Origin of the sequence: Shouchella hunanensis (genome assembly GCF_028735875.1) — a bacterium.
Classification (GTDB): Bacteria; Bacillota; Bacilli; order Bacillales; family Bacillaceae_D; genus Shouchella; species Shouchella hunanensis.
In genome coordinates, this window is sequence record NZ_CP117834.1 from 352,976 (window position 1) to 368,667 (window position 15,692).

Here is a 15,692-nt window from a genome sequence, read left to right on the forward strand (position 1 = left end):
GCGGCCTCATGCATACTTGCATTCAATAGATAGGTCTTATGGTACCAAAAAGGTATAACGATCGTCAATGTGAGATTTTAAAAAAACAGCCGACTTTACGTATAAACATAGCCTTTTAGATTGACAGCAGCTGAATAAGTTTGCTTCAATAGGGGAGTTATAAAACGATACACTTGTTAAGAAGGCGTTTAGAACGGAGGAACAAATCGTGCATCATCAGGAAAATCGAGCTATTTTACTTGTTACATGTCAAGATAAGCCAGGCATTGTGTCGGCCATTTCGACTTCTTTATTTCATCACCATGCAAATATCGTTCAATCGGATCAGTACTCAACAGATCCAGAACACGGGCGATTTTTTATGAGGGTTGAATTTGAATGGGAAGAATCAAAAGCAAACTATCAATCCATTCAAGAAGCGTTAAAACAAATCGCTCAAGAATATGCTTTCACATATAAAGTAGAAAAAGCAAGCCGAAAAAAACAAATGGCTATTTTTGTCTCTAAAGAAAATCATTGCTTATCAGAAATCTTATGGAAATGGAAAGCAGGTGAATTGTATGCAGATATTCCACTTGTTATTAGCAATCACAAAGACGCTCAAGAAGAAGTGGAGTCTTATGGCATACCGTTCTACCATATCCCTGCCACAAAAGAAAATAGAAAAGAAGCAGAAGAGCAAGCTATTCAATTGTTAAAAGATCATCAAGTTGAACTCGTTGTTCTTGCTCGTTACATGCAGATTTTAACGTCCACTTTTGTTTCTCAATTTCCAGAGAAAATTATTAATATCCACCACTCTTTCCTACCAGCATTTATTGGGGCTAACCCTTATGCAAAAGCTTTTGAACGTGGTGTTAAGCTCATTGGTGCTACTGCTCATTATGTAACAGACGATTTAGACGAAGGGCCTATTATTGAGCAAGACGTTATGCGTGTTGATCATCGACACTCGGCCAAGGATTTAAAAATTGTTGGTCGAAACATTGAACGAATTGCACTTGCAAGAGCCGTTCAGTGGCATTTAGATGACCGTTGCATCGTTCATCAAAACAAAACGATTGTTTTCTAATATAAGAAGAGCTTATCGACTAAAATACGATAAGCTCTTTTTACTACCTATTCATCGTGTGCATACACCATTTTTTTAGTCATGCCACCATCAATGGTAAGCGTTTCACCATTTATAAAGTTATTGTTTGGATTGGCTAAAAACAAACAAGCTTCCGCTATATCTCCTGGTGTTCCAACACGGTTAGAGGGGTGTTGAATATGATCAATATCCCTTAGCTGCTTTATATCTCCTGTGTGAATCCAACCTGGAGCAATGGCATTGACAGTAATTTGAGTATCGTGAAGGGACATTGCCATTGCATGGGTTAAGGCAGTCAATCCACCTTTAGAAGCTGCATAGGCTTCTGAATTAGCCTCAGACATAAAAGCCCTAGTCGACGATATGTTGATAATGGCACAGGGCTCTTTCTTTTGTTTCATAGTTTTCGCGAAACCTTGTGAAAGCAAAAATGCACTTGTTAGATTGGTCTTTAGCACTTGGTTCCAGTCTTCAAGAGTAAGTTCGAAAAAATTTTTAAAAGTAGACACACCAGCATTGTTAATTAAGACAGACGGTGAGCCATACTGACGATGAATCTCGTCTATAGCTGTTTGAAGCTGCTCATGATCCGATACATCTACTTGTAGCGCACGAACTTGGTCATGTTCCCATTCTTGTTTTTCTTTGTCCATCGTTATGACGTTGTAACGATTTTGCGCAAATGCTTTTGCTACTTCCTTCCCAATGCCATTTGCACCACCCGTAATAACCATTAATCGCTTGTCCATACTTCATCTCCTTTTTGCTGATTGCCGTTACTCTTTCCCCCTTTAACCAAATAAAAAACGCTCTCGTTAATAGAGAGCGCCGTTTAACACGTTAACCTTGTTCCAAGGCAAGTAATTCATGATTTATAAACGTAAATTCCGCTTTATCCATCGGAGCATCGATGAAAATTAGTTGTGGTCGATTAATGGGTGCTGGAAAACTATCCAATCCAAATGTTTGTTCCCATCGTTGGATACTCTCAGATAGGTTTTTTTTTGCTTCCAAAAACGTGTCACCAAACCCAACACACTCTTCCAACCCATATAGTTCTATCATAAGCTCAGTTGAACCAAGCCAATTATATACTTTTCTTACACGTAAATCATAGGTAGACATGAAGCTGCTCTGACGCATCAAATACCTCCTTTATTCCTGAACAGCCCTAAGCAAATTAACGTTCTATATTCAATAATGTTTTTAACGTATTACGGACATAATTTTTAACACGACCTTTTTATTATAGCCCCTTCGACGGGTTGTTTCAATGCTGTTTACCATTAAATTTTGCGAACACCTACTACGTTTTAATCATAATGGCCATTTAAGGTGGGAAACTATAAGCGTAATCAAATAGTCATTATTATTCGCATGTCGCAATCATTCCCTTTATAATGTGAAGCGTAGAGAAAGATATTTCAATGAGGTGAAAACATGAAAGTTGTAAATAACGTTGCTGAATTAATTGGTGAAACACCATTAATCCGTTTAAACAAATTAGGAGATCCAAATGGTGCGGCCGTCTATTTAAAATTAGAGATGTTTAACCCAAGTGGCAGTGTAAAAGATCGTGCTGCTTACTCCATGATCGTACAAGCTGAGAAAGATGGATTCCTAAAAGAAGGTTCCACCATTATTGAACCAACATCTGGAAATACAGGTATTGGTCTTGCGATGAATGCTGCTGCTCGCGGCTACAGAGCTATATTAGTTATGCCAGACACAATGAGTCAAGAACGCATCAACTTATTAAAAGCATATGGAGCAGAAGTTGTCTTAACAGACGGTGACAAAAAAATGCCAGGTGCCATTGATAAAGCGAAACAATTAGTAAATGAAATCCCTGGAGCATATATGCCCATGCAATTTGAAAATGAAGCCAATCCTGACGCTCATCGAAAAACAACAGCGTATGAAATTAAGAAGAGCTTAGATTCAATTGGAGCTCACCTAGATGGCTTTGTTGCTGCTTCAGGAACGGGTGGGACGATTACGGGAACCGGTGAAACATTAAAAGAACTGTATCCAAAAGCGATTATTCACGTTGTTGAGCCCGCTGGTTCGCCTGTATTATCTGGTGGTAAACCAGGTCCTCACAAACTTGTTGGTACGAGCCCTGGCTTTATCCCCCCCATTTTAAACCAAACAGTTTATGACAAAATCAGACGAATCGACGATGAAAACGCCTATAAAACGACAAGAGATCTTGCACGATTAGAAGGTATCCTTGTTGGCCCCTCTTCTGGAGCAGCATGTTTTGCTGCACTAGAATTAGCGAAGACGATGCGTACAGATCAACATGTCGTTGCCATTGCCTGTGACACAGGAGAACGTTATTTATCAACAGACTTATTTCAGTTTGACAATTAACAGACAGGGAATTTAACTTCTTTATTCCCTTACATAATCTTTACAATTCACACGATAAAAGAATAATCGTTCGGCTTTGACAATAGTTTTTGCTTACTTTACGAAATTCCATCCAACAATTTACATGATTTCTTCTTTGCGCTTTTTAATGTTTTGGTGTAAACTATAAGTGTCTATATAAAGAGTAGGTTTTTATATAGTCGATGCACGAAAATCAAGACCATCACCTCACCTTACCTAGCAATTTTTGACGACACTTTTTACTAAATTGTTTTCAACTTGCATAGGATTGGGTATAGGGATTTGAATTCATGTATAAAGAAGGAGTGGTTTTTTGCAAACTTCAACTGATCGTATGCTGACTCGAATTAAGTCCATCTACCTGTACATCAAACAGAAGGGAACTGTCACGACGAATGAATTAGTTGAAGAGTTCGGCATCACTCAACGAACCGTGCAGCGAGACTTAAATGTACTTGAATATAACAATCTTGTCGTTAGCTCAGCACGAGGTAAGTGGAAAGCAACGAGCAAAAAAACAAAGGTTTCATAATAAAAAAGACCATTAGTGGTCTTTTTTTTGATTTCTACTGGCTAATTGACATTCTTCCAGCGACAATTCACGGTATTCACCACGAGAAAGTTCTTCGTCCAACCACAGCGCTCCAATGCGCACTCTTTCAAGTTCAAGAACTTGCTTTCCTACTGCTTCGAACATGCGCTTTACTTGATGGTACTTCCCTTCTGACACCTCTACACGAACGAGGGAATGGTCTCCTGCCTTTAAAATTTCCAAATGTGCTGGTTTTGTCGTATAGCCGTCTTTTAGCTCTAGCCCTTTATGAAAAGCCTCTACATCTTCTTCTGTTACATACCCTCTTACTTCTGCCTGATACAGTTTACCGACATGTTTTTTTGGCGCCATTAATTGATGGGAATACTGACCATCGTTTGTCAGTAACAATAGTCCTTCTGTATCAAGATCTAGACGCCCGATCGGAAAAAGATCATAATGACCATACTCTCGTGCTACTAAATCTACGACCGTTTGATGGATTCGGTCCTCAGTTGCTGATAGGACATGTTTTGGCTTGTTCAACATGATGTAAACAAACTCTCGGTAATGAACGTCAACACCCTTTACTTGTATGAGATCGTGCTTTCCATCAACTTGTGTTTTTGGGTCTTTTACTTTCTCTTCATTAATCGCTACAGCGCCTTGTTTTAAGAGCTTTTTCACTTCTGCTCTTGAGCCATAACCTGCATTCGCCAACAGTTTGTCGATTCGCATGCGTACACCCCTTTTTTCATGAAAAATAGCTGAAGGAGGATCACCTGTCTTCAGCTATACGCTTCTTTACTTTTAAACATATATTCTCGCGTGCGATAGTGAACGTTTAATACAATTCCAATCGCTAGCATATTCGTTAAAAGGGCGCTCCCACCGTAACTTATAAACGGCAATGCTAAACCAGTAATGGGCATTAAACCAATGGTCATCGCAATGTTTTGAAACACTTGAAAGACAAGTAAGCCGATCACACCTGAGACAAGATACGTTCCAAACAAATTATTGCAGGTTAGTGCAATCATGATCATACGGTAAAAAAGCAAGAAGTACACGATAAGTAAAACCATGGCTCCTAAAAAGCCAAACTCTTCACCAATAACCGTAAAAATAAAATCGGTATGAATTTCGGGAATCACATCACTTTGGGTTTGAAGTCCTTCCATAAATCCACTTCCAAACAGCTGTCCAGATCCAATCCCTAGAATCGCTTGATTTAATTGATAGCCAATACCACTTGTATCATCATCTGGCGTTAGCCAACCATAAATCCTTGCTAATTGATGGGGTTCAATTAAATATTCACTAAAAAACTCAAAGTGTGCTTGATGCAAATACACCATTACTGCAATAAAGCCAACCCCTAGCCCAGCAAGGGTAAAAAGAATTCTCCATCGGATGCCTGACATTAAAACCATCGTTGCAATAACTGCACCAATGACTAAAGCTGTTCCTAAGTCAGGTTGCTTAAGAATAAGTAAAAATGGTGGCAACCCGACTGCTAATACTTTACCTAGAAGAATTAAATCTGCTTTCACACTAAAATCGTTACGTTCACTCGTTAAACGGTAAAGCAAATGGGCTAAAGCAAGAATGAGAAAAATCTTCATAAACTCAGATGGCTGAATACCAAAGATCCATCGTTGTGCGCCATTTCGCTCAGTTCCAAAAAACTCGACTGCTAATAGCATAATCATTCCAAACCCGTATAAAGGGATTGTCAAAAATTTAAAATGATCAAAGTCAACCAACATCACACCTGCGATTATAATGGCTCCAATTCCATACCAAATTACTTGTCGCACAACAAAATACGTTGGATCTTCATTAAAATACTGACCTGCCCCACTATAGATAGCAAGTAGACTAATACACATTAACAAAAAAACAAGGAACAAAAGCGTGTAATCCAGTCCATGTTGTTTTCGTTCCATTTTAAGCCTCCAAACTCCAATTAAGCACTTAGTGATTCTCCTTCATCCATCTGCTTTCGTTTTAGCCGTTCGTTGTTTTGATGGATGTTAGCCAATATGGCAACACTCATTAACGTCACGAGCAAGGAAGTTCCACCATAAGAAACAAGCGGAAGCGTAACGCCTGTAATCGGCAACATACCGGAAACAGCACCAACGTTAAAAATAATTTGGATGGCTAGAGAAAATACGATTCCAAATGCTAACAAACTTCCAAAAGGATTTTTACATTTGGTTCCAATTGATACACCACGAAATAGAATGATGCCGTAGCAGAGAAACACAATGGCAATCCCAAGAAAGCCTAACTCCTCAGAAATAATCGTTAAAATAAAATCCGTATGGCCTTCTGGAAGATTGCGCAACTTCTGCATGCTCTCACCTAATCCAAGACCTGTAAAACCACCATTTGAAATGGCTAAGTAGCCGTGAATAAGCTGAAATCCAGCTCCATCCGGATTTGCAAACGGATCTGCAAATGAAACTAAGCGCCTTAAACGATACGGTTCAAATACAGCCAAAGCTGCAAAAACCAGCCCACCTACAATGACTAGACCGATCAAATGACGCCATTTCGCACCTGAAATGACGACTAACATAATGGCTGTCAGCATAATCGACGTAGCTGTACCGAGGTCTGGCTGTAGCATAATTAAACCAAACATGACACCGACAATAATTAACGGTGGCATGACACCATTTACAAAATCATCAATATACGCTTGTTTTCGTGAATACACATGCGCTAAGTAAATAATTAATCCTAATTTCACAAATTCAGATGGCTGTAATCCGACTGGACCAATTCGAATCCAACGACTAGAGCCAACATCTTCTCCCAGTCCAATGAGCTTAACAAGGATTAATAACACAATCGACATAAAGATAATCAACGGTGTGATCTTCTGAAAATGCCGGTACTGAAAATGCATGAGCACAATGAATGCTACTGATGATAAACCTAGCCACATTCCTTGCCTTATGACATAGTAATAGGAGTTTTCAAACCGTAAATACCCCTCAACATAACTCGCGCTATATACCATCAGTAATCCAAATAATGCTAAAATAATCGTTGCACCAATTAAAAGCCAATCATTGTCTTTACGAAAGGAATAATTCATTCGTCCTCCTAATTGACTTGTTACGTAGATCAAGTCTCCTTACTCTCTCTTAAAACTGGCTTCATTATACCAAAGCTTGTCCGCAGGAAAAAGAGGCTTAACGATGAAACAAATGTCGAAAATCATCTACATTATGGGAAAGCTGTGAGAAAAAAGAGAGACACCTTTAAAGCGTCTCTACCTTAACTTAAATCGATCTCCTAATACCTTCCCTGCTAAGTGAGAGCGAATGCTTAAATAAAAGTAAACAACGACACCTGCGCCAACACTAATAAATAACGGTACCGCCACACCTATCCGGCTAACATCTCCTAGCCAGATTTTCATGCCTTCCCAAATTAATCCTACAGCCATCATCATCATTCCTGTAAAAACGGCAATGAGAATCGTTCTTCTAAAAATAATCGTATAATCAAAGTTCGCATGTCTTCCGATTGCATAAATGTTAAGGGCTAAGGCGACACCAAATCCGATGTAGGTTGTCCAAATGGCACCATAAGCGCCAAACCATAAAATAAAGACATAGGTGAATCCTAATTTTAAAAGTAAGCCAATCACAAGGCTTAACACGGCATTTTTTTGACGATTCATTCCTTGTAAGACCGCTCCTGTTACACCGTATACAGCAAAAAGAATGGTTACAGGTGAATAATAGCGCAACGTTTCAACACCAAGTAAGAAGTTTTCGTTGGCACCGAATAAAAGGTAGTAAATCGGCTCTGCAAGGATAAACATCCCAAATGATGCTGGAATGGTAATAAATAAAATCACTTGATACGTCTGAGTAATATAGGTTTGTAAAACAGTTTGATCCCCAGACGTGTATGCTCTTGTGATCGTTGGCACGAGTGTGATCGACAACGCTGTTGCGAGCGCCATCGGAATAAGAACGATCTTATGAGCCATCCCCGTCAAGATCCCTATATAATCTTTTGCTTGATCGCCTTCCCCTATACGATGCATGGCACCTTCAATCGTATACACATCAATCATTTGAAAAAGTGGAATCGATAAACCAACAAAAGAAAGCGGCAACGCATACGAAATAAGCTCTTTGTACATTTTAGGAAGTGGCTGCCGTGATGAAGTTGGCTGCCGTGTTTCTTCCACTTTTTTTAAAATATAGGCACGCTGCCCGCGATAATACCAAATGAGAACGCCGAGCCCTCCAAAAGCACCAATAAATGCACCTAATGTAGCAAATCCAACAGCAAGGGGCATATTGCCGCTCCCCAGATTCATAATGACAAAGGCGGCAGCTAAAATAAATACGATTCGAATAATCTGCTCAATTACTTGGGAGACAGATGTTGGCACCATCTGTTGAAATCCTTGCATATAGCCTCTAATCAGAGACATAACAGGAATGACAAGTAATGCGAAGCTAACCATGCGAATGACGAACACAACGTCATCAAACACGTATTGTTCCGTTTTACTCGGTGTATAACCAACCTTCGCCAACAACGGGGCTCCTAAAAATAAAATCCAAAACGCAATAAAGCCCATTAACAACATGAGCGGTATACCTGATTTAAATAAACGATGGGCAGTATGGTAATCACCTAAAGCGTGATACTTTGACACATACTTTGACAAAGCTACCGGTACACCCATTGTAGCAAGCGCAATCATAATTCCATATGGCATATAGCCCATTTGGTAGAGAGCAAGCCCTTGTTCACCAACGAGAGGTGCAAAAGGAATAATATAAAGAAATCCTATAATTTTAGAAATGAGTGTTGCAAGGGTTAGCGCCTTTGTTCCTTGCATTAATTTTGACCCAGCCATGACTTCCCCCGTTCAAGCAAAAAAAGACTTCTTTCGCATTTTAGCATAGTTTGTCATCGATTGCCTTATCTAAACAAACGGACAAAAAGAATTCACTTTTATCAAATGAAAAAACTCGTTTGTTCGCTGGGAACAAACGAGTGGATGGTTTCATTACAAACCACTTCTTTTTCCTTTATAAGAAATGGATGCCGTTCCTTTACAGTCAAGGGTTGCACAGAATAAATTTCCACTTTTCTCTTCTCCGTCTTTTGAAGCAGTTGTGATAAAGAGGGTTTGGTAATTTGTACCACCAAACACACAGGAAGTCGTATTTGAAGCAGGTACGGTTATTTTTTCTGATACGTTGCCTGTTTCAGGGTCAACTCGAATCACAGCACCGGCTCCCCATAATGCAACCCACAGCTTCCCTTCACTATCAATGGTCATCCCGTCTGGTGCTCCACCGTATTCGTCATAATGAATCGGTACAGTGCCAACTCTTGTTATCTTTCTCGTATCGTCTGGGTCGTAGCTAAAAACAGCTGTCTCACTCGTCACGGTTTCATTATGGTAAAACAAATGCTTTTGCTCATCCCACGCCATCCCATTAGAAATCGTTAAGCCATCACGTTTTTCTTCAATCGCTTCATTTTCATCGAAAACGACTAATTTTCCGATCGTGGACTGCCCATCAAATGCCATTGTCCCTGCCCAAAGACGCCCGCTTGGATCACATTTTGCATCGTTAAACCGAACGGTTTCTTCATTCAGCCTCATATGAGGGGTTAAGCGATCCCGATAATAGCTGTAAAGCCCATCCCTCATTGCCAGTAATAAGCCACCTTGCTCTTTTTTCACAACGGCAGTGACATGTTGTGCAAAAGGCAACGTCTCTGTAGTGTCATGTTTATGGTCATAGGCATGTAATTTATAGCCTTCAATATCAACCCATAATAATCGTTGCTCTTGATCATCCCAAAAAGGACCTTCTCCTAAACGCGCTTTGCCGTTCCATACTCGTTTCGCTTCTATCGTTTTCATGCTTGGACTCCTTTCACAACAAATGATCGGTTGCGTCGAGGTCCATCAAACTCGCAGAAATAAATGCCTTGCCATGTTCCTAACACAAGTTTACCATTTGATACGAGTATAGTTTGAGAAGGACCCACTGTTGACGTTTTTAAGTGCGCCGCCGTGTTGCCTTCCATATGTAGGTCTTGTTGATGCTCCCAAGGGTACACTTCGTCAAGACGCCGTAAAAAATCAGTCACAACATCGGGATCAGCATTTTCATTTACAGTAATACCCGCAGTTGTATGAAGGGATTGAACAATAACAAACCCTTCTTTTATTCCATTTTCTTGAATTACTTGTTTAACATCAGATGTAATATCAATCATAGCACTATGTGTTTCCGTATGAATTGTAAAAGTCTTCATTGAATAACTCCTCCTACTATGTGACTTCTGTTCTTCTACCCTATTAAAAGTAACTATAATCGTCATGTGTGGGATGTATGTGTGTCAAGTAAGCATTACTGTACCAAAAAATGCACCTCTTCCTTAAAACGATTTTGGAAGCCAGAGTCCCTTGTTCTGACTCCGTTTGATTCCAGCAATCGTATGGAAGCGGTGCAGCTTGTTCTACAGTAAGGCTAGATTTCATTTTCAATCAAGTAATGATTTGTTAGTGCTAAAAATAGAGACGCTATATGGTTTAATGCATGCTCATCAAAGTCAAAGCGGGGATGATGATGAGGAAATTGGGTGTACGCCTCCTCTGTACGTGCACCTACATGAAAGAAAGCGCCTGGCTTTTTTGTTAAATAATACGCAAAATCCTCTCCTCCTAGAATAGGTGGAGCCATCATAGCACTTTTTTCTCCTAAAACATCTGTTACTAGCTGACGAACGATGTCGCTTTCTTTTTCACTATTAACAAGTGTCGGATAACCATTTAGATAGTCAACATCTGTCGTGACGTGAGTACTTTGTTCTTTCCCTTTCACAATTGCTCGAAGCTCGTCTTCAACCTTTTGGCGAACCCCAGCATCAAACGTACGAACCGTTCCTTCAATCGTTGCTGTATCTGCAATGACATTAAAGGCTGTGCCCGCTTGAAAGACGCCTACTGTTACAACAGCTGGAGCCATTGGATCAACTCTTCTACTCACAATTGTCTGCAATTCGTTCACAAGCTGACTACCGACAACAATGGAATCGAGAGTCGTATGGGGTTGCGCCCCATGCCCACCTTTTCCTTGTATATGTATACGAAATTTATCTACCGCTGCCATAACCGCTCCTGGGGTACAGCTTACTTTTCCAAGAGGTAAGTGACTTGATACATGCGCACCAAAGATGACATCAACATCGTCTAAACAGCCATCTGCGATCATTTCTTTCGCTCCACCAGGAGGAAGCTCTTCCGCATGTTGAAAAATGAGCACTATCGTACCTGCTAATTGTTCAACTTGATCCTTCATGATCGCTGCAAACCCGAGTAACGCAGCCGTATGTCCATCGTGTCCACAAGCATGCATCTTTCCAGGTACTTTCGAGGCGTACGACACATCGTTTTCCTCATCAATAGGAAGTGCATCAAAATCGGCACGGAACGCAATTGTTTTTCCTGGTTTGACTCCTTTTATACGCGCCACAATACCGCGTCCACCTACACCAGTGGTTATATCCGTAATGCCTAATTTTCGTAACTGCTTTTCTATGTATAAGGGTGTTTCTACTTCTTCGAACGATAATTCCGGATGCTCGTGTAGATGTCTGCGCCACATGACCATTTGCTCGTGAATGTGTTCTACTTTCTGTTTTGTTTCTAACGCCATATTTATCATCCTCTCTTCGTACTAAAAGAAACGTTCGCTCTTTTTCTTCTTTTTCCTGCAACATTTTCGTGCTTTTGTTTTGCGATAGAATGTGTACAATAGAAAGAGATCGTTAAAACGTTAGGTGGAAAAATAGATGTACGATGTTGTAATCATTGGTGGAGGACCTTCCGGCTTAATGGCAGCTGTTGCGGCTGCTGAAAATGGAGCGAAGGTGCTTTTACTTGATAAAGGTACGAAACTAGGAAGAAAGCTAGCTATATCAGGTGGAGGACGTTGTAATGTCACAAACCGCATGGAACGAAAGCAATTAATTGAACATATCCCTGGAAATGGACGATTTATGCATAGTCCTTTTTCGGTTTTTGATAACGAAAATATTATTACATTCTTTGAAGACCTAGGCATTCAATTAAAAGAAGAAGATCGTGGCCGAATGTTTCCTGTAAGTGATAAAGCGCAAACAGTCGTTGATACATTATTGAATCGGATTCGAGCATTAAAAGTCGACATTCGCACAAATACAGAAGTAAAGGACATTCATTTTGAAGACGAAAGTCCTCATAAGATTCTTTTAAAAGATAAGACCACCATCTTCACAAAAGCCATCATAATTGCTACTGGTGGAAAGTCCGTTCCCCATACTGGAAGTAATGGAAGTGGCTATCCGTGGGCGAAAAAAGCAGGGCATACGATAACTGAGCTTTACCCTACGGAAGTTCCCATTACGATTGGTCAACCGTTCATTACAAATAAAGATTTACAAGGGTTGTCCCTACGAGAAATTGAACTAACGGTGACTGCACCAAACGGAAAGAAAATTAAAACCCATGAAGGGGACATGATTTTCACACATTTTGGTATTTCAGGTCCAGCAGCACTGCGTTGTAGCCAATATGTCGTAAAAGCATTGAAAAAGTTTGAGGCACAATGGATTCCAATGCATATTCAAATATTTCCTGGTTCTACCCATGAAGATCTTTTCCAACAATTGGTGAAATTAGTTAAAGCTGAACCAAAAAAAGCGTTAAAAACGGTGTTAAAAGGGTTTGCTCCTGAACGTTTATTGACGTTTCTCTATAAAGACTTACACATTGACGAGCAAGAAGTATGTGCCAATACATCCCACGATACGTTGCGCAAGCTGGCTCAGACGCTAACAGCGTTTCCATTAAAAGCAAACGGGACGCTATCAATTGAAAAAGCATTTGTTACAGGTGGTGGCGTAAGCGTAAAAGAAATTGAGCCAAAAACGATGCAATCACGCAAAACAAAAGGGCTTTATTTTTGCGGTGAAGTTCTTGATATTCATGGCTATACAGGTGGATATAATATTACGTGTGCCTTTTCTACTGGTTACACAGCAGGAGCTGGGGCTGCGCTTCAAACGAAAGATTAAAAAACAGGATGCCAAATTGGCATCCTGTTTTTGTATTACCCTACAACAATATTTACTAGCTTTCCAGGAACAGCGATGATTTTACGGATGGTTTTGTCTCCAATCGCTTCTTGCACTTTATCATCTGCTTTCGCAGCTGCCTCTAGTTCGTCTTTTGATGCAGTCTTCGCCACAATTAACTTCGCTTTGACTTTGCCATTAATCTGGACGACGACTTCAATCTCATTTTCGACTAGAAGTGTCTCATCATACGTTGGCCATGCAGCATAAGCAATGGATTCATCATACCCCAGCTTCTGCCAAATTTCTTCGGCGATATGAGGGGCGATTGGTGAAAGTAACTTCACAAATCCTTCTGCCATCTCTTTTGGCAACACCTCTTGTTTGTTTGCTTCATTAACGAATACCATTAGCTGTGAAATGCCTGTGTTAAAACGAATTTCAGTAAAGTCTTCGGTTACTTTTTTCACCGTTTGATGATACGTTCGTATGAGCACATCTGTCGCGTCGGCTTCTTGCACTTTTTCGTTTAATTTGCCTGTTTCTTCGTTTACAATTAGTCGCCACACACGCTCTAAGAAACGTCTGGATCCATCAAGTCCATTTGTTGACCAAGCAACAGACGCATCAAGTGGTCCCATAAACATCTCATACAAACGAAGGGTATCAGCACCGTGACTAGCAAGAATATCGTCAGGATTGACGACGTTCCCTTTTGATTTACTCATCTTCTCATTATTGTCGCCCAGGATCATACCTTGGTTAAAGAGTTTTTGGAATGGCTCTTTCGTCGGTACAACGCCAATATCATATAGAAATTTATGCCAAAATCGTGCATAAAGAAGATGAAGGACGGCATGTTCCACACCACCGATGTAAATGTCAACTGGTAGCCACGCTTTTGCTTTCTCAGGATCAACAAGCACGTCTTCATTAGTAGGATCAATATAGCGTAAGTAATACCAGCAGCTACCAGCCCATTGTGGCATCGTGTTTGTCTCACGACGGCCTTTCATACCTGTTTTTGGATCGGTTACCTCTAACCACTCTGTTGCATTTGCAAGCGGCGATTCTCCTGTACCTGAGGGTTTAATTTCATCTAGTTCTGGCAACATGAGCGGTAGCTCACTTTCGTCCACCGTCGACATGGATCCATCTTCCCAATGGATAATAGGAATTGGCTCACCCCAATAACGCTGTCTGCTAAATAGCCAATCGCGTAGGCGGTACGTAATTTTCTTCGTCCCTACTCCTTTTTCTTCAAGCCAAGTTATCATCTTAGCAATCCCATCGGCTTTATTCATACCGTTTAAGAAATCAGAGTTTACATGCTCTCCATCACCTGTGTACGCTTCTTTCGAGACGTCTCCACCAGCAACCACTTCTTTAATCGGTAGGTCAAACGTTGTTGCAAACTCATGATCACGCTCATCATGACCAGGAACCGCCATAACAGCACCCGTACCATAGCTTATAAGCACGTAGTCCGCAATCCAGACAGGAATTTCTTCACCATTAACTGGATTAATCGCATACGTACCAGTAAATGCGCCTGTCTTTTCTTTTGCTAAATCCGTACGTTCTAAGTCACTTTTCAGTGAAACTTGTTTCTTGTATGTCTCTACTGCATCCTTTTGCTCACTCGTTGTAATCTGATCAACAAGTTTATGCTCCGGTGCAAGAACCATGTATGTTGCGCCAAAAAGCGTATCAGGTCGCGTGGTAAATACACGCACTTCTTCACCTTTAATCTTGAATGCCACTTCTGCACCTTCTGATTTACCAATCCAGTTGCGCTGCATGTCTTTCAAACTTTCAGGCCAATCAAGTTCTTCTAAATCCTCAAGCAAGCGATCGGCATATTCCGTAATGCGAAGTACCCACTGCTTCATTGGACGTCGCTCAACTGGGTGCCCCCCACGTTCACTTACGCCATCAACGATTTCTTCGTTTGCTAGTACCGTCCCAAGAGCCGGACACCAGTTTACAGCGACTTCATCCACATAAGCGAGGCCTTTTTCATACAGTTTAATAAAGATCCACTGAGTCCACTTATAATAGTCAGCATCTGTCGTGCTAATTTCACGATCCCAATCATAAGAAAACCCAAGTTCTTGGATTTGTCGCTTAAAAGTTTCAATGTTTTCTTTTGTGAAAATCGCTGGATGATTTCCTGTATCAAGCGCATATTGCTCTGCTGGCAGACCAAACGCATCCCACCCCATTGGGTGTAAAACGTTATACCCTTGCATTCTTTTCATACGCGCCAAAATATCTGTTGCCGTGTACCCTTCTGGATGTCCTACATGCAGCCCTGAACCTGATGGGTATGGAAACATGTCAAGGGCATAAAAATTTGGTTTATTCTGATCTTCTGTCGTTTTAAACGTTTTATGGTCGTGCCAAAACGTCCGCCATTTCTTTTCGATTTGTTGATGTGAAAATGACATTGCGATTCCTCCTTTTTCCAAGTCGATAAAACACAAAAAGCCCCCATCCCTGTCAAAGGGACGAGAGCTGTTATATCCCGCGGTACCACCCAGT

14 protein-coding genes and 1 other annotated feature (1 of these 15 cut by a window edge) are annotated in these 15,692 nt (G+C 40.6%); of the genes, 4 read left to right on the forward strand and 10 right to left on the reverse strand.

The features are described 5' to 3' along the window. Window positions 1–208: 208 nt before the first annotated feature. Entirely contained in the window at window positions 209–1,072 is an 864-nt protein-coding gene (purU, locus tag PQ477_RS01915; protein ID WP_144559378.1) for a formyltetrahydrofolate deformylase, read from the forward strand. Window positions 1,073–1,119: 47 nt separating this feature from the next. Here the strand turns inward: purU and PQ477_RS01920 are convergent, their stop codons facing one another. Together PQ477_RS01920 and PQ477_RS01925 are read right to left on the reverse strand one after the other, a co-directional pair. Then, window positions 1,120–1,842, reverse strand: coding sequence for an SDR family NAD(P)-dependent oxidoreductase (locus PQ477_RS01920; protein WP_144559379.1), 723 nt, complete (start codon window positions 1,840–1,842; stop codon window positions 1,120–1,122). A 91-nt stretch (window positions 1,843–1,933) separates the two neighbouring features. Then, window positions 1,934–2,236 (reverse strand): hypothetical protein, encoded by a 303-nt coding sequence (locus PQ477_RS01925; RefSeq protein ID WP_035393864.1) that lies wholly within the window; start codon window positions 2,234–2,236, stop codon window positions 1,934–1,936. A 297-nt stretch (window positions 2,237–2,533) separates the two neighbouring features. On the opposite strand from PQ477_RS01925, the gene cysK reads away from it, so the two are divergent. Both cysK and PQ477_RS01935 read left to right on the forward strand, forming a co-directional pair. Further along, complete coding sequence (gene cysK / locus PQ477_RS01930) at window positions 2,534–3,469, forward strand: cysteine synthase A (protein WP_035393862.1); 936 nt, start codon at window positions 2,534–2,536, stop codon at window positions 3,467–3,469. A 334-nt stretch (window positions 3,470–3,803) separates the two neighbouring features. After that, window positions 3,804–4,022 carry a DeoR family transcriptional regulator gene (locus PQ477_RS01935; protein ID WP_038482055.1) on the forward strand — a complete coding sequence of 73 codons (219 nt, stop codon included), beginning with the start codon at window positions 3,804–3,806 and terminating at the stop codon, window positions 4,020–4,022. Window positions 4,023–4,034: 12 nt separating this feature from the next. Here the strand turns inward: PQ477_RS01935 and PQ477_RS01940 are convergent, their stop codons facing one another. The 7 genes from PQ477_RS01940 to PQ477_RS01970 all read right to left on the reverse strand — a co-directional run bounded on the left by PQ477_RS01940 (window position 4,035) and on the right by PQ477_RS01970 (window position 11,749). Next, window positions 4,035–4,760, reverse strand: coding sequence for a pseudouridine synthase (locus tag PQ477_RS01940; RefSeq protein ID WP_274272885.1), 726 nt, complete (start codon window positions 4,758–4,760; stop codon window positions 4,035–4,037). Between the two features lie 50 nt (window positions 4,761–4,810). Next, entirely contained in the window at window positions 4,811–5,971 is a 1,161-nt protein-coding gene (rodA, locus tag PQ477_RS01945; RefSeq protein ID WP_144559381.1) for a rod shape-determining protein RodA, read from the reverse strand. 20 nt (window positions 5,972–5,991) lie between these two features. After that, window positions 5,992–7,134 carry a putative lipid II flippase FtsW gene (ftsW, locus tag PQ477_RS01950; RefSeq protein ID WP_035393860.1) on the reverse strand — a complete coding sequence of 381 codons (1,143 nt, stop codon included), beginning with the start codon at window positions 7,132–7,134 and terminating at the stop codon, window positions 5,992–5,994. A 177-nt stretch (window positions 7,135–7,311) separates the two neighbouring features. Then, window positions 7,312–8,925: a putative polysaccharide biosynthesis protein gene (locus PQ477_RS01955; RefSeq protein ID WP_035393857.1), complete on the reverse strand. Its 1,614-nt coding sequence runs from the start codon at window positions 8,923–8,925 to the stop codon at window positions 7,312–7,314. 153 nt (window positions 8,926–9,078) lie between these two features. Beyond that, window positions 9,079–9,948, reverse strand: coding sequence for an SMP-30/gluconolactonase/LRE family protein (locus PQ477_RS01960; RefSeq protein WP_144559382.1), 870 nt, complete (start codon window positions 9,946–9,948; stop codon window positions 9,079–9,081). Beyond that, window positions 9,945–10,346 (reverse strand): secondary thiamine-phosphate synthase enzyme YjbQ, encoded by a 402-nt coding sequence (locus tag PQ477_RS01965; protein WP_035393853.1) that lies wholly within the window; start codon window positions 10,344–10,346, stop codon window positions 9,945–9,947. The genes PQ477_RS01960 and PQ477_RS01965 overlap by 4 nt, the downstream gene beginning before the upstream one ends. A gap of 215 nt (window positions 10,347–10,561) precedes the next feature. After that, entirely contained in the window at window positions 10,562–11,749 is a 1,188-nt protein-coding gene (locus tag PQ477_RS01970; RefSeq protein ID WP_274272886.1) for a M20 metallopeptidase family protein, read from the reverse strand. 136 nt (window positions 11,750–11,885) lie between these two features. Between PQ477_RS01970 and PQ477_RS01975 the strand changes: the two genes are divergently transcribed. Beyond that, window positions 11,886–13,148 (forward strand): BaiN/RdsA family NAD(P)/FAD-dependent oxidoreductase, encoded by a 1,263-nt coding sequence (locus PQ477_RS01975; RefSeq protein WP_274272887.1) that lies wholly within the window; start codon window positions 11,886–11,888, stop codon window positions 13,146–13,148. 35 nt (window positions 13,149–13,183) lie between these two features. On the opposite strand, the gene leuS is transcribed toward PQ477_RS01975, so the two are convergent. Next, the gene (gene leuS / locus PQ477_RS01980) at window positions 13,184–15,598 is read right to left on the reverse strand and encodes a leucine--tRNA ligase (RefSeq protein WP_274272888.1); all 2,415 of its coding nucleotides are present in this window, start codon (window positions 15,596–15,598) and stop codon (window positions 13,184–13,186) included. Window positions 15,599–15,651: 53 nt separating this feature from the next. Beyond that, window positions 15,652–15,692 (reverse strand) — a binding site (T-box leader); it runs 177 nt beyond the window's last position.

Excerpts from the sequence above, each read along its gene's own strand:
- PQ477_RS01920 (WP_144559379.1), bottom strand. The coding sequence starts at position 1,842 with ATGGACAAGCGATTAATGGTTATTACGGGTGGTGCAAATGGCATTGGG.
- PQ477_RS01925 (WP_035393864.1), bottom strand. The coding sequence starts at position 2,236 with ATGCGTCAGAGCAGCTTCATGTCTACCTATGATTTACGTGTAAGAAAA.
- cysK (WP_035393862.1), top strand. The coding sequence starts at position 2,534 with ATGAAAGTTGTAAATAACGTTGCTGAATTAATTGGTGAAACACCATTA.
- PQ477_RS01940 (WP_274272885.1), bottom strand. The coding sequence starts at position 4,760 with ATGCGAATCGACAAACTGTTGGCGAATGCAGGTTATGGCTCAAGAGCA.
- rodA (WP_144559381.1), bottom strand. The coding sequence starts at position 5,971 with ATGGAACGAAAACAACATGGACTGGATTACACGCTTTTGTTCCTTGTT.
- ftsW (WP_035393860.1), bottom strand. The coding sequence starts at position 7,134 with ATGAATTATTCCTTTCGTAAAGACAATGATTGGCTTTTAATTGGTGCA.
- PQ477_RS01955 (WP_035393857.1), bottom strand. The coding sequence starts at position 8,925 with ATGGCTGGGTCAAAATTAATGCAAGGAACAAAGGCGCTAACCCTTGCA.
- PQ477_RS01960 (WP_144559382.1), bottom strand. The coding sequence starts at position 9,948 with ATGAAAACGATAGAAGCGAAACGAGTATGGAACGGCAAAGCGCGTTTA.
- PQ477_RS01965 (WP_035393853.1), bottom strand. The coding sequence starts at position 10,346 with ATGAAGACTTTTACAATTCATACGGAAACACATAGTGCTATGATTGAT.
- PQ477_RS01970 (WP_274272886.1), bottom strand. The coding sequence starts at position 11,749 with ATGGCGTTAGAAACAAAACAGAAAGTAGAACACATTCACGAGCAAATG.
- PQ477_RS01975 (WP_274272887.1), top strand. The coding sequence starts at position 11,886 with ATGTACGATGTTGTAATCATTGGTGGAGGACCTTCCGGCTTAATGGCA.
- leuS (WP_274272888.1), bottom strand. The coding sequence starts at position 15,598 with ATGTCATTTTCACATCAACAAATCGAAAAGAAATGGCGGACGTTTTGG.